General features: G+C 60.4%; 15 protein-coding genes. 6 read left to right on the top strand and 9 right to left on the bottom strand.

Translation table 11 applies throughout. The features are described 5' to 3' along the window. Nucleotides 1-40: 40 nt before the first annotated feature. Nucleotides 41-1987, bottom strand: coding sequence for a threonine--tRNA ligase (gene thrS, locus FHS83_RS02805; protein WP_167085210.1), 1947 nt, complete (start codon nucleotides 1985-1987; stop codon nucleotides 41-43). A gap of 222 nt (nucleotides 1988-2209) precedes the next feature. Between thrS and FHS83_RS02800 the strand changes: the two genes are divergently transcribed. Further along, a complete protein-coding gene (locus tag FHS83_RS02800; protein ID WP_167080671.1) occupies nucleotides 2210-3748 on the top strand; it encodes a TonB-dependent receptor in 1539 nt (512 codons plus the stop codon). A 20-nt stretch (nucleotides 3749-3768) separates the two neighbouring features. Here FHS83_RS02800 and FHS83_RS02795 read toward each other — a convergent pair whose 3' ends face one another. From FHS83_RS02795 to FHS83_RS02785, 3 genes are all read right to left on the bottom strand, one after another. Further along, the gene (locus FHS83_RS02795; RefSeq protein ID WP_167080669.1) at nucleotides 3769-3957 is read right to left on the bottom strand and encodes a helix-turn-helix transcriptional regulator; all 189 of its coding nucleotides are present in this window, start codon (nucleotides 3955-3957) and stop codon (nucleotides 3769-3771) included. Beyond that, the gene (locus FHS83_RS02790; RefSeq protein ID WP_167080667.1) at nucleotides 3951-4535 is read right to left on the bottom strand and encodes a hypothetical protein; all 585 of its coding nucleotides are present in this window, start codon (nucleotides 4533-4535) and stop codon (nucleotides 3951-3953) included. The genes FHS83_RS02795 and FHS83_RS02790 overlap by 7 nt, the downstream gene beginning before the upstream one ends. Nucleotides 4536-4658: 123 nt before the next feature. Further along, nucleotides 4659-5528 (bottom strand): hypothetical protein, encoded by an 870-nt coding sequence (locus tag FHS83_RS02785; protein ID WP_167079619.1) that lies wholly within the window; start codon nucleotides 5526-5528, stop codon nucleotides 4659-4661. Nucleotides 5529-5738: 210 nt separating this feature from the next. Between FHS83_RS02785 and FHS83_RS02780 the strand changes: the two genes are divergently transcribed. The 5 genes from FHS83_RS02780 (at nucleotide 5739) to FHS83_RS02760 (ending at nucleotide 8642) form a co-directional block, all read left to right on the top strand. Continuing rightward, nucleotides 5739-6497, top strand: a complete 759-nt coding sequence (locus FHS83_RS02780; protein ID WP_167080665.1) for an SDR family oxidoreductase — start codon at nucleotides 5739-5741, stop codon at nucleotides 6495-6497. Nucleotides 6498-6595: 98 nt separating this feature from the next. Next, the gene (locus FHS83_RS02775) at nucleotides 6596-6865 is read left to right on the top strand and encodes a DUF3297 family protein (RefSeq protein WP_167080663.1); all 270 of its coding nucleotides are present in this window, start codon (nucleotides 6596-6598) and stop codon (nucleotides 6863-6865) included. Nucleotides 6866-6966: 101 nt separating this feature from the next. Then, complete coding sequence (locus tag FHS83_RS02770; RefSeq protein WP_167080661.1) at nucleotides 6967-7623, top strand: hypothetical protein; 657 nt, start codon at nucleotides 6967-6969, stop codon at nucleotides 7621-7623. Between the two features lie 172 nt (nucleotides 7624-7795). Continuing rightward, on the top strand, nucleotides 7796-8140 hold the full coding sequence (locus FHS83_RS02765) for a UrcA family protein (protein ID WP_167080659.1): 345 nt from the start codon (nucleotides 7796-7798) through the stop codon (nucleotides 8138-8140). Between the two features lie 148 nt (nucleotides 8141-8288). Then, nucleotides 8289-8642 carry a UrcA family protein gene (locus tag FHS83_RS02760; protein ID WP_167080657.1) on the top strand — a complete coding sequence of 118 codons (354 nt, stop codon included), beginning with the start codon at nucleotides 8289-8291 and terminating at the stop codon, nucleotides 8640-8642. 69 nt (nucleotides 8643-8711) lie between these two features. On the opposite strand, the gene FHS83_RS02755 is transcribed toward FHS83_RS02760, so the two are convergent. The 5 genes from FHS83_RS02755 to FHS83_RS02735 all read right to left on the bottom strand — a co-directional run bounded on the left by FHS83_RS02755 (nucleotide 8712) and on the right by FHS83_RS02735 (nucleotide 13487). Further along, a complete protein-coding gene (locus FHS83_RS02755) occupies nucleotides 8712-9872 on the bottom strand; it encodes an ATP-binding protein (protein ID WP_167080655.1) in 1161 nt (386 codons plus the stop codon). Nucleotides 9873-10158: 286 nt separating this feature from the next. Further along, a complete protein-coding gene (groL, locus tag FHS83_RS02750) occupies nucleotides 10159-11805 on the bottom strand; it encodes a chaperonin GroEL (protein WP_167080653.1) in 1647 nt (548 codons plus the stop codon). Nucleotides 11806-11844: 39 nt separating this feature from the next. After that, nucleotides 11845-12150, bottom strand: a complete 306-nt coding sequence (gene groES, locus FHS83_RS02745) for a co-chaperone GroES (protein ID WP_167080651.1) — start codon at nucleotides 12148-12150, stop codon at nucleotides 11845-11847. Between the two features lie 197 nt (nucleotides 12151-12347). Next, a complete protein-coding gene (locus FHS83_RS02740) occupies nucleotides 12348-13097 on the bottom strand; it encodes a class I SAM-dependent methyltransferase (protein ID WP_167080649.1) in 750 nt (249 codons plus the stop codon). Nucleotides 13098-13169: 72 nt separating this feature from the next. Further along, nucleotides 13170-13487, bottom strand: coding sequence for a hypothetical protein (locus FHS83_RS02735; RefSeq protein ID WP_167080647.1), 318 nt, complete (start codon nucleotides 13485-13487; stop codon nucleotides 13170-13172). Nucleotides 13488-13671 lie beyond the last annotated feature (184 nt).

The raw sequence follows: 13671 nt of genomic DNA, 5'->3' as shown, positions 1-13671 counted from the left end.
GAGGCGCTCCCGGTCTGCGAGAGCGCCCTACCTTCAGCAATTATTCCGCAAAATCCTTGCGGGTCTCGGCTTCAGTCTTGATCCGGTTGACGAATTCCTCGATCGGCATGGCGCCCAGATCCTTGCCGGAACGCAGGCGGACGGCGACCTTGCCTTCCGCGGCTTCGCGCTCGCCAACCACCAGCATGTAGGGAATTTTCTGGAGCTGGGCGTCACGAATCTTCTTTTGCATGCGTTCGGCCGCGAAATCGACATCCACACGCAAATCGGCCGTGCCGTTGCTGACCACGGTCCCTTTGATCTTCTTCTGCACCTCGAGGGCGTAGTCGGTGACCTTATCGCTGATCGGAATGATGCGGGCCTGAACCGGGGCCAGCCAGGTCGGGAATTTACCGGCGTAATGCTCGATCAGAATGCCGATGAAGCGTTCCAGCGAGCCCAGAATCGCGCGGTGCAGCATGACCGGGGTTTTACGGCTGCCGTCCTCGGCGACATAGCTCGCGCCGAGCCGGGCGGTCATGTTGAAGTCGACCTGCAAGGTGCCGCATTGCCAATCGCGGCCGATGCAGTCGCGCAGCACGAATTCCAGCTTCGGGCCGTAGAACGCTCCTTCGCCGGGATTGATGGTGTATTCCAGCTCGGCCGCCTTCATGGCATCAGCCAGAGCATTTTCCGCCTTATCCCACAGCTCGTCGGAGCCGATGCGGGCCTCCGGCCTTGTGGAGAGTTTCACCCGCACATCGGTGAAGCCGAGATCGCTATACATCTCCAGAAGCAGCTTGCAGAAGGAAGCGGATTCGCTGGTGATCTGGTCTTCTGTGCAGAAGATATGGGCGTCGTCCTGCACGAAGGCGCGCACGCGCATGATGCCATGCAAGGCGCCCGAGGGCTCATAGCGATGGCAGGAACCGAATTCGGCCATGCGCAGCGGCAGCTCGCGATAGGATTTGAGCCCGTCCTTGAAGATCTGGATATGCGCCGGGCAGTTCATCGGCTTGACGGCGAGGATTTTGTCTTCGTCCTCGACCTCGGCGATGAACATATTGGCGCGATAGTTTTCCCAATGGCCGGAGGCTTCCCACAGCTTGCGGTCGATCAGCTGCGGAGTCTTCACCTCGATATAACCAGCCGCGGAAATCTTGCGGCGGACGAAGTTTTCCAGCGTGCGCCACAGGGTGTAGCCGCGGTCATGCCAGAAGACTTGGCCGGTGGCTTCTTCCTGCTGATGGAACAGATCCATCTCGCGGCCGAGGCGGCGATGGTCGCGCTTTTCGGCTTCTTCCAGACGGTGGAAATACTCGGCCATTTCCTTCTGGTCGCGCCAGGCGGTGCCATAGATGCGCTGCAACTGCGCGTTCTTGGCGTCGCCGCGCCAATAGGCGCCCGCGATCTTGGTCAGCTTGAAGGCATCGCCGATCTTGCCGGTGGAGGCAAAGTGCGGGCCGCGGCAGAGGTCATGCCAATCGCCATGCCAATAGAGCGAAACGTCTTCGCCCGCCGGAATGCTCTCGATCAGCTCGGCCTTGTAGGTCTCGCCGATGTCCTTGAAGTGCTGGATGGCCTTATCACGCGGCCAGACCTCGCGGCGGGTCGGCAGATCGGCCTTCACAATTTCGTGCATCTTGGCTTCAATTTTCGCCAGATCCTCGGGGGTGAAGGGGGTATCTCTGGCGAAATCGTAATAGAAGCCGTCCTCGATGGCCGGGCCAATGGTGACCTGGGTACCCGGAAAAAGTTCCTGCACCGCCATGGCGAGCACATGCGAGGCGTCGTGGCGGATTAATTCGAGGGATTCCGGGTCTTTTTTAGTGATGATGCGGATATGAGCGTCCTGCTCGATGGGCCGGAAGAGATCATATTCCTTGCCGTCGACGGTCAGGATTAAGGCCGCCTTAGCCAGCCCCGGGCCAATAGATGCCGCGATCTCCGTTCCCGTCACACCCTTGGGGTAGGACAGCGTCTTGCCATCCGGCAGGGTAATGACGATATGATCGGAGGAAGCTGGCGCGGACACGGGGTATGCTCCTTAAAAAGAAGGGGGACCATCCGTCACCGGGCTGGCGGAAGTCAAGTTTTTGCCGGGCGACAAGATATTGTCAGGCACGAAGAGAAGGTGTTGGAAGGTATAGTGCGTAGGTTGAGTACACCGCGGCGTCTTGCCGCCCTGGCATACCTCCTCAGCGCTTCTGCAGCGTTTGGGCAGGATCCCGTGGCGCAGCAGACCGTCGATCCAGCGACGCTGGATTTGACCGCCCTCCAGGCGGCTGCAGCCGCAGAGCAGCCCGCGCCCGACCTGACTATTGCGCCGCCCTCGACGGTAGTAACGCCGGACCCGCAGCCGAAGAAAAAGGCCAAGGCCAAGCCCAAGACGGCGCAGCGCGACAGCTCGAATGACGGCCCCATCACTTTAAAGCAGGGGGCGGTGGCTCTGGATTTGTCCACGCCCCAGCCCACCAGTGATCTCTCGTCCAAGGCGAGCCTCAATCTCAGCCTGCCTGCAGGTGCGGTGAAAGCCGAGGCCAAGGCCGCGGTGGGTAAGGATGATGGTAATTGGAACGCCTTCTGGCATCGCGACAGCGCCCAAGTCCGCGCCGATATCGCCGGCCCCAAGGGAGCTGCGCTCTCGGTCACGGGCGAAAACGCCCTCTCGCTCAATTACCGCGCTGCTGAAAGCATCGGTTCAGCCGATTCCGGGGTGCATGTGGTGCGCTCGGAAAACCGCACCGGCCGAATCGATCTCACCATTCCGCTCAATCCGGTGAAGGTGGGGCTTGGCGGCGAAAGTGTCGGCGCCAATACCGAAGATACCTCGCGCGATAAGACGACGACGAATTCGGCTTCCGTGCGCACCGCCGATCATAAGCTCTATGCCCGCGCCGAGTGGTCACCCCTTCCGGGTGTTGATGTCGAAGGCGGCGCAAGCGCGCGCGTGGCGAATATTTCCTGGCAGGATAAGTCGGCGCATACCGCCACCTTCCAGTCGGTTGATCCGCATGTCAGCCTGAGCATGTCGCCTTTCCGCGATACGCAGATCAGCGCCAAGGTGGAACATGTCGTCTCGCCTTATGACGCAGGTGCTTTTGCCACCTATAGCCAGGCCGATGGCAAGGCGGATGCCTCCTCTTTCCAGCCTGATCATGCTTGGCAAATGGAAGCCCGGCTGCAGCAGACCATTGGTCCCGCCAATCTCTCGGCGACGTACACCGCCGCGAGCAAAGGTACGGTAACGGAATTTGCTGTGGTGGGCGGTGTGCAAGCGCCCGCGACCACCCCGCTGGTCGATCGCAAAAGCCTCGCGGTAGCGGTGTCCATGCCGCTGGCCGAGGTCGGCCTGCCGCATACGAACCTTTCCTCCGAAGCCCGCTGGAATACATCGCGGGTGATCGATCCTGTGACGCAGCAGTCGCGCTCCGCGTCTGGTGAGACGCCGCAAACCGTCTCGCTGAAGCTCTCTCATAATCTTCCCGCTCAGAAGCTCAGCTTCGGTTTGACCGGCCAATTTACAGGCAGCTCGACCGCTTATCAGGTGAGCGAATTATCGACGACGGGTGAAAGCGGAACGCTCGGCGCCTTCGTCGCGTATAAGCCCGGGTCTTACGAAATTGACCTTAATCTGCAAGGCCTGGCAGGCGGTGCCACGCGCGATGCTTTCTATAAAGGCCTGCGTGGCGAATCCGATGTGGCGCGTACCAGTGTGCAGGATAAAAGCGGCCCGATGCTGCAGCTCTCGCTGAAGAAACCGCTCTGATCCCGTATGCTGGCCCCCAGCTATCCTTCAAAAATTTCCTCGATGCTGCGTTTGAATAGGCGGGCGATGGTGAAGGCGAGCGGCAGGCTCGGATCGTATCGCCCGGTTTCAATGGCATTCACGGTCTGCCGCGAGACGTTGAGCTTTTCCGCCAGCTCTGCCTGGCTCCAGCCCTGTTCGCTGCGCAATTGGCGGATGATGTTCAGCATGTGCCGGATTTCGAAAAGACGGCCGATCCTATCCGCACAATCAGAAGCGCAATGGCGATCAATGCGAGTTCCCAGAACGGTGTCGCAAATCCGGCGGCGATGCCTATGCCGGCAAAGCTTGCGGTGCCGCCTACAACCACCGCCAGGGTTGTCAGCGACCGCCTAATGGCTTTATGCGCGCCGTCAATGGCCTTGTCTTTGAAGCCGATCACAAGAGCCGCGCCAGCCCAGCTTACAGCGATCACGATCCAGGCGCTCATAAGGCCCAGCTTGGGTGCGCCAATATCTTCCAGAAAGCCCCAGCTCGCGACGAAGACGGCGGTCACGCCGGCGCTCATCGCTAAGGCCTCCAGCAATTGGCGCTTATGATATTCGTCCATGCGGCAGTAGAAGCGGTACACGACAAGCGCTGTAAGGATGACGGGCAGAACGGGCGAGGCGACAATCAGGTCCCGCAGAATTGAATTGTCGATATTTTGCACTACGTATTTTCTGCCGATCACGGTAGCGGCATAGAGAACCATCACCGCATTGAATTCGATGAAATAGCGTTTGGGTGCTTCTGCGACGGGGGGCATGCTCACTGCTCCTGTAAAGCATGCTTTACATAAGACTTGGCATTTGTGATGTCAAGGTTGCTTTACATGTGGGGCCAAAAAAGAGCCCCGGATTTGGCCAGGGCTCTTTCGTCAAAACACAGATCAGCGCTTGGCTAGGATTTCAATGCTCACGCGATAGCCGTTGGTGGCGCGGCAGCGCAGATAGACTTTGCTAATGTCGCGATCATAGCCGGGCAGGTCATAGACCGTCGGTCGGCCGCGTTCGAGCGTACGCCCATCGGCGAGTTTGACTTTGCGCCCGCCATCATAGGTCACCACGATGCTCATGCACTGCGCATCGGCTTCGAGGGCTCGCAGCGCGATGCGGTCCACATGGCGTCCCTTCCAATCCGTGAAGGTGCTTTCCTTATCATTGCGCCCTTCGAAGGATTGAACGCCCAGCACGATCCAATCGCGATCGCGATCCCGATCCCAGCGGCCCGGCCCGCCCATCCGGTCCGGGCCACCCATGCGGTCTGGTCCACCCATCGGTCCGCCCATGCGATCCGGTCCACCCATGCGGTCGGGCCCGCCGCCGAACAGCGGCGCCCAGCTACGATCCCAATCGCGGTCGCGGCGCCACTCGTCGCGATAACGCCCGACTTCGCCTTCCACAAAAATGCGTCCGCCGCGGAATTCGTCGGAGCGGCAGTTGAAGCGGATCGTGTCGACCCGGCGTGCCCGACCGCGCAGATCCACCTCCACCGGCTGGCGTTCATCGAGCCTTCCAGAGAATACGTTCTGCGTATCGCCGTTTTCGAATTGCACCACCACCGAACGGCAGAAAATATCGCTGCGCCCAGCGATCAGGCGAAGGCTCTCCAGGCGCCCCCCAAACCGCGAATAGACGGTGTCGCTATCGTTGCGAAAGCCCACATCAACACCGCCCAGCCGCACATAATCGGCTGCGGCTGGCACGGCAAACGCCACGGCCATGACAACGGCTCCAAGCGCCGACGCCACAATTCTCATGCTCTCCTCCGGAATTTCCCCAAGACGGCACAGAACGCGCCGCTTCGTTCATTTTCGGCGAGGCACGCCACAATGGCAAGTTGCGATAGGGCCGAAAAGCTCCGCAGACGGTCAAGGCGCAAAAGATGCTCATGAGCAGCCCGCAAAACCTGTAGCCAAGCATGGGGCTCGGCGATAAACCCAACCGACGTCCTTGCGGGAGAAGCGGTCATGACTGCCAGATTTTCACGTATTGCCATTGTGACGGGGGCGACCTCGGGCATTGGCGAGGCGACCGTTCGCCGTTTTGCAGCCGAAGGCATCGCGGTGGTCGGCAATGGCCGCACCAAGGAAAAGCTGGTGGCGCTTGAAAAAGATCTCTGGCCGATGTTTCGCGGTGTCGAAGGCGATGCCGGTCAAGAAAGCGTGATCGAGGAAATGTTCGCCTCTGCCGAAGCCGCGTTTGGTCCTGCCGATATTGTGGTGGTAAACGCCGGGCGTGGTCTTGGCGGCAGTGTGACGGCGGGGGACACCTCCCGGCTTGCCGAAATCTTCCAGCTCAACGTGCTCGGCGCTTTGGCGCTGATGCGGGCGGCTGCCACGCGCATGGTCCCGCGCCAGGAGCAGAATTATCCCAAGACCGCGCAAGACATCATCGTGATCGGCTCCGTGGTGGGGCGTAACATCTCGCCCTTCAGCGCGCTTTATGGCTCGACCAAGCATGCGGTGCATTCGCTCACCGAAGCCCTGCGCCGTGAGATCGGGCCCAAGGGCGTACGTGTCACGCTGGTCGAGCCGGGCTTTGTCCTCAGCGGCTTTCAGGATGGCGCGGGCTATAGCGAGGAGATGGTGGAAGGTTTCAAGACCCGCCTTGGCCCGCTCCTGGTGGGCGAGGACGTGGCCGATGCACTCCACTACATCGTCACCCGCCCGGCGCATGTCCATGTCGGCGATATCGTGATCCGCCCGACGCGCCAGGATTATCCCTGACTTAGCTTGCCGGGTGGGCGGGATTTTCTGCCCCCGGCTTTGCGCTCCCCCGAGGAATAGCCTATCACCCCGCGCTGGAGTTATTTTCAGAGCTTGCCATGACCAGCCTTCCCGACCGTCTGAGCGCCAACCCCAAGAGCCCGTTTTATAACGAGGAATTGCTCGAAGCTGGGGTCGGCATCCGCTTCAATGGCCAGGAAAAGACCAATGTCGAGGAGTACTGCGTCAGCGAGGGCTGGGTGCGCGTGGTCGCCGGCAAGAGCGTGGACCGCCATGGCAACCCCATGACCATCAAGCTCAAGGGTGCAGTTGAACCCTATTTGCGCAGCCCTGAAGCCCCCGCGGCGGACGCACCGACGTCCGAGTAATTTCGGCATTTCCCCATCGTCGGTGATTGACCGCGGCTGGGTAACTCAGCGAAATTCCCGTCCTCCGCGATACCATCCATCGCGGCGGGGTGGGGGATCGGATGCTCGTCGGACATCTTGGGGCTGGGCTTCTGGCCAAGGCGATTGAGCCGCGCATGAAGCTCGGCACGTTGGTCGCCGCTGCCTTTGCCGCCGACATCCTGTTCTGGTTCCTGGTACTTTTCGGCCTGGAACAGGTGCGCTTGCCGAATGCTCCGCGCGGGCTGGTCAGCTTCGATTTTCCCTACTCCCACAGTCTTATCAGCATTTTGCTGCTAGCGGTGATCGTCTCGACCGTCTGGGCGGTGTGGGGTGGACGGCGAGCGCGGCGCAGCGGCGTTTATTGGGACGGCATCGCGCTGATCGCCGCGACGGTCTTATCGCATTGGCTTCTCGATGTGCTGGTGCATCAAAGCGATATGCCGGTGATGCCTGGCGGCGCGATGCTTGGCTTCGGCCTTTGGGCGCTTCAGCCCGCCGCGATCATCCTGGAGCTCGCCCTCGCGGCCCTGGCCTATGCAGCTTACGCGGCGCGCTGTTCGGTTCGCTTGGGCCGAAAGCTCGTGGTCGGTGCATTGCTTCTTCTGGCTGGTGCATTCACCTTCGAAGGCGCCTTCGGCGCACCGCCCGTGGCTGCAAGCGACGGTGTTGCCCTATTTTCGCTTGTGCTGATCGGCCTTTGTATCACGGTGGTGGCATGGGCTGATCGCGCAAGATAAGGTGAAGCTCTCACATATTGATACAATTCGCTCAATATGAGCCAATAGGTAGCAACACCGATAGCAAATCGTCTCACCCCCTGCCGGAAATGGACCTCATTGAGGTATATTTTTACGTAGTCGGCGTATTGTGCCGGCTTTGATACCGGTATCTATGGTGGAGTTGAGTTCTATGCATCGTTCTATGATCGCGGCAGGTCTGGCCTTGGCCGCTTTGGCCGGGACTGCTTTCGCGGCAGGCACCAGCGTTGAAGTGAGCGGCCTCACGCCCACCCTCGGTGGGGATAAAGTGAAGAAGCTCGTGGTTGTGAAATATGATGATCTCAATCCGAACGACAAGCAGGGCGCGCAGGCTCTTTTCACCCGCCTCAACCTCGTGGCCACGGCCTTGTGCTCGTCCAATCCGGGCGGCAAGGGCTCGCTGCTCGCCGAAAAGGTGGAGAAGTGCCGTTCTGAAACAGTTGTCCAAGCCGCGAAAGATATCGGCGCCGCCGAATTGATCGCTATCTCGAAATAAGGGTGCTCGCGCCGCTGCGGCCGATTGCCAAAAACGTGGCGCGCAACACCTTGTTAAAGCCTTCATCGGCACAAGTTCAGATAAACGACGCGGTATCGGCCCCCGCTTCGATCCATAACACGGGCCGGCTTAGTCTGGAGGATTTCCCATGTCACGTATCACCCGCCACAGTGCCTTCCTTCTTTGCGCCGCAGCCCTTGCGGCGACGCCTGCCTTCGCGGCGGGTTCGGTGGAAGTCACCGGTTTCACCCCGACCTTGGGCGGCGCGGCCGTGCAGAAGAAGGTCGTGGTGCGTTTCGACGATCTCGACGCCACTGATCCGCAAGGCGCCGCCAACCTTTATCAGCGCCTCAACTTGGTCGCAGGCAAGCTCTGCGCCTCCAATGACGGCGGCAACTCCGCGCTGCTCACCACCCGCGTTGAAGAATGCCGCGTGAAGGCTTTGGCCGAAGCCGTCAAGTCCGTCGGCACGCCCGCGCTCGCTGCGGTCGCCAAGAAATAAGTTCGCCTGCTTCACCGCAATTGAAGAAACCCGGTCCTGATGGGCCGGGTTTTTTTTGAAGGAAGTGCTTCAGTGCGGCAGCAGACGGGCGGCAATAAGGTGGCGCCGGACTCCGGGGCGCATGTTGAGCGGCACGCAGAGACGACCCAGCGGGGCGAAGAAATTCACCGCTTTGCCCAACAGGATGCTGTGCAGCAATTTGGCATCGGGATCGCGCCAATGGCGGCGGGCCTGGTGCCGGTTCAGCGCTATTTCCAAAAGAGACAAGCGTGCAATATTTGCCAGCCGCACCGGTTTATAGGCGGTGGCTTGCGCATCTGCGGCAGGTGCGAGCACGCGCCTTTCCTTGTACCACGCGGCAATGCGCTCGGCGGCGTCTTCGCCCAAATAGCGCGAATGATCCGCCCAGACATTGGGCCGTAAATCGACTTCGAAATATTGAAAATCAGAGCCGTCGGCTGGTGCGATCGCGGTGATGTTCGTCAGGCCGTGAATGCCCAAAGCGCGACCGATAGTGGAAAGAGTCTGAAATACATGCCGCGGCGCCGCGTTGGAGGGCAGGAAGCTGCGCACCGAGGAAGGGCCGAAGGTCGAGATTCTCTTTTCAAAACGCGAATACGAGAAATGCACAAGGTCACCCTGCAAAAAGATCGCGGAGAGATCGATCTCATCGCCGGTGATATATTTCTGGACTAGCAGCGTTTCGGTGAAACGGGCGCGATTTCGCAGTACATCCTCGTCGTTGCGACATAAGAAAGTGCCGCGCCCTCCCTCCGAACAGTCTTTCTTCAAAAGCACAGGGTAGCCGAGGCGCCGTGCGGCGCGCTGGGCGCCCTCCCAATCTTGCGCAAGCGCGAAGGGCGGTGTTGGCACGCCGGCATCCGTCAGCGCATGAGAGAGACCGATCTTGGAGTGGATAACGCGCCGATCCGCGCCCGGGACCAGTGGCAGGCAGTGAGAGACACGGCCGCGGTGCCGTTCCCATTCGGCAATGCGCCACAGAGTAAAATCTTCGCTCGCCACCGTGAGGTCATAGGGTTTGCCGCGAGTACGGATCAATTGATCTGCTTGGTCGGGCAGACGCGTGCCGCTGGTGATATGGACGTTGCGGACAAAGCGGCTGTTCTGGATGGCTGGCGTGGTCATCAGCGCGTCCACGGCAAATCCGGCCCGGGCGAGCAGCGCGGGAATCGGCCAAGCCGTATCTTCCCCAATGATCAGCGCTTCCACATTCCCTCCACACCCGCTTGCGGTAGGGTCTCATACGCTGCTCGAAATATGAAGTCAGTTAACGCATCCGGATGATAGTGCAAATGTGATCTTTGCGAGAGACATTCGGCCATCATTGACCTTGGCGCTTTTCGGATCTGAACGCCGTACTTCGTAGAGGCCAGTCAACGCCGTGCGGTGAAACCGCGATGTTGTATAGGGTGTGTTGAACCGCCACGGCAGGGGGCCAAACAAAAAGCCCCGGAGTTTCCTCCGGGGCTTTCCGCATTCCGTATGAACGGATGGATTAGAAATCCATATCGCCCATGCCGCCCATGCCGCCACCGCCGGGCATCGACGGGGCTGCGTCTTTCTTCGGACGGTCGGTGATCATGGCTTCCGTCGTGATCATCAGCGAGGCAACCGAAGCGGCGTTCTGCAGAGCAACGCGCACGACCTTCGTCGGGTCGACGATGCCGGCTTCGATCAGGTCGACATACTGTTCGGCCTGGGCGTTGTAGCCATAGGTCGAGGACTTCTGCTCAAGCAGCTTGCCGACGACGATGGAGGCTTCCACGCCGGTGTTCTCGACGATCTGACGGATCGGGGCCTGGATCGCCTTCTTGATGATGGCAACGCCGACATTCTGGTCTTCGTTGTCGCCGGTCACGTTGGCAAGGGCCTTCGTCGCATAAAGGAGGGCAGTGCCGCCGCCGGGGACGATGCCTTCTTCAACCGCGGCCTTGGTCGCGTTGAGGGCGTCATCGACGCGGTCCTTCTTCTCCTTCACTTCCACTTCGGTGGCGCCACCGATGCGGATCACGGCCACGCCGCCCGCGAGCTTCGCCAGACGTTCCTGGAGCTTCTCACGGTCGTAGTCGGAGGAGGTCTCTTCGATCTGCGCCTTGATCTGGGCAACACGCGCGGTGATGTCCTTCTTCTGGCCCGAACCGTCGATGATGGTGGTGTCGTCCTTCGTAATGCGAACCTTCTTGGCGGTGCCGAGCATGTTCAGCTTCACGTTTTCCAGCTTGATGCCGAGGTCTTCGGAGATGACCTGGCCGCCGGTGACGATGGCGATGTCTTCCAGCATGGCCTTGCGGCGGTCGCCGAAGCCCGGAGCCTTCACGGCAGCAACCTTGAGGCCGCCACGCAGCTTGTTGACGACGAGGGTGGCGAGGGCTTCGCCTTCGACTTCCTCGGCAATGATGAGGAGCGGACGGCCCGACTGCACGATGGATTCGAGGATCGGCAGCAGGTCCTTCAAGGAGCCCAGCTTCTTCTCGTGGATGAGGATGTAGGGCTCATCCAGCTCGGCCACCATCTTATCGGCATTGGTGACGAAGTAGGGGGAGATGTAGCCGCGGTCGAACTGCATGCCTTCGACGACTTCGAGCTCGGTGTCCTGGCTCTTGGCTTCTTCGACGGTGATCACGCCTTCGTTGCCAACCTTGGCCATCGCTTCGGCGATCATCTTGCCGACGGTTTCGTCGCCATTGGCAGAGATCGTGCCAACCTGGGCGATTTCGTCGTTCGACTTGACCTTCTTGGAGCGCTTCTTGAGGTCGGCGACGATGGCTTCAACAGCCTTGTCGATACCGCGCTTCAGGTCCATCGGGTTCAGGCCGGCGGCAACCGACTTGGCGCCTTCACGCACGATGGCGCGGGCCAGAACCGTGGCGGTCGTGGTGCCGTCGCCGGCGGCGTCGTTGGTCTTGGAGGCGACTTCACGGACGAGCTGGGCGCCCATGTTTTCGAACTTGTCGGCCAGTTCGATTTCCTTGGCGACCGACACGCCGTCCTTGGTGGTGCGCGGAGCGCCGAAGGACTTGTCGATCACGACGTTGCGGCCCTTGGGGCCCAGGGTCACCTGAACGGCATCGGCCAGAATGTCCACGCCGCGCAGCATCTTCTCGCGCGCATCGGCGCCGAACTTTACGTCTTTAGCAGCCATAGTGCTTAACTCCTGAATTCTGTTGCTTAACGGCTAGGCTTATTTCTTCGCCTTGCGGCCTTCGACGATGCCCATGATGTCCGACTCCTTCATGATGAGGAGCTCGTCACCGTCGATCTTCACTTCCGTGCCGCTCCACTTGCCGAAGAGCACGAAGTCGCCGACCTTCACTTCGGGGGCGACGCGCTTGCCGCTGTCGTCGAGGGCGCCAGGGCCAACGGCGATGACTTCGCCTTCCTGCGGCTTTTCCTGAGCGGTTTCGGGGATGATGATGCCGCCAGCGGTCTTCTGATCTTCCTTAACGCGGCGAACGACCACGCGGTCACCTAACGGACGGAATGCCATTGGGAACTGCCTCCTAATAAAGTGAATGATATCAGTTGCTTACTTTAACTTTGGCCGGGCTGGCCAAAAATGGCAGCACTCTCATGGTTTGAGTGCTAACCGTCGCGGGGGATATAGGCCCGAGTCCCGAAAAGGTCAAGGAAAAGGACGGAATGCCGCACCCTGCCGCGCCCCGAAAAGGTGCTCGCAGGCAGGGTTTAGCGCCGCGCCAGAATGCTAGCCGTATCGAGCTGGAAAGAGCCGTCCGGCTCCAGGCCGAGGCGGGCACGCACGCTATCCTGTGCGGTCGCCTGCAAGGCTGTGATGGCGGTGGAGAGAACGGCTGGGGTCTGCATGCGGGCGATCCAGCTTTTAAACTCTAGCCGCAGCCGGGCGCGAACAGGGGGCTCCGGCGTGAAGCCAGCCTCTCGCAGCATCGCTTCCCACTCGCGGACGGAATAGTCCCGCACATGGCTGGGGTCGCGCAGCATCTCGATGGTTTGCAGAAAGGTGTCGCTCGCGGGATCTTCGGGGGCCACGCCATCCATCACCATCAGCGCACCGCCCGGCTTCAAGACGCGATGGACCTCATGCAAAGCGGCGGGGACATCCAGCCAGTGATGGGCCGAATAGCGCGTCGCGACGAAATCGAAACTGGCATTGGCGAAGGGCAGGGTTTCAGCTGCGCCTTGCACCGTCGAGATGTTCGTAAGGCCTCTGCTCTGCGCTTCCTGTGCCACGACCGCAAGCATGGCTTGCGACAGATCATAGGCCACCACAGCGCCTGCATGCGGCGCCATGGTGAAGCTGACATGCCCGCCGCCGCAGCCAAGATCAAGCACGCGCGCGAAGCCCTGCGCGGTCACGAAGCTTTTCAGCGCCTCAAGATCGGCGCCCGCAGCGTGGACGGCACTTGAGACATAGGCGGCAGCGCGCGGGCTGAACTGGCGGGAGGCTAGATCGCTCATGAAGAAAGCCTAGCACGCGCACGGGGCGGAAATACCCCTCGCCGCTGCAGAGCAGCTATTCGCGAATTCTCGTCAGAGTTCCAGAAATCCGCGCAATTGCTGCAATATCTCGAGCGCCTCGTTGCGCGAGCGGGTGGATATATACACGTTGCGCGATTTGATGTGGCGCAGTACCAGCCGATAGCTGGCTTCTTCGCGCGTGTTCTCGCGCTTGCCGATGATGACTTCTTCGATTTCGGAGAAGGCCATTTTGGCGTAGCGAAGGGGATTGGAGACGCCGAACGTCCAGATGCGGGCTTCCCGTTTCGCCCTGTCGAAGGTCGCAAAGACACTTCGGCGGCCAAGGCTGCGAATACGCAGCCGGTCGGGTGTACGAGACAGCACGGCCAAGGGAAACGCTCCGGAGATGCAGCGTCAACTTTAATGCGAGGGGGAGATGTTTGCGCGACCGAAGTTTGACGTCTGGACGATATACTGTAGTAAAAAACTGTGTCAGCCGACAAACCTTGCACACATCTTCAGCAATACTGCCTTTTCCACAATGTGGAATTACTACTGCTGCTTTTCCGTCTGT

This window comes from Rhizomicrobium palustre (assembly GCF_011761565.1).
In the GTDB taxonomy this organism is placed as follows: Bacteria; Pseudomonadota; Alphaproteobacteria; order Micropepsales; family Micropepsaceae; genus Rhizomicrobium; species Rhizomicrobium palustre.
The sequence above is the reverse complement of the archived record's forward strand: the minus strand, read 5'-3'. Positions and strand labels throughout refer to the sequence as shown.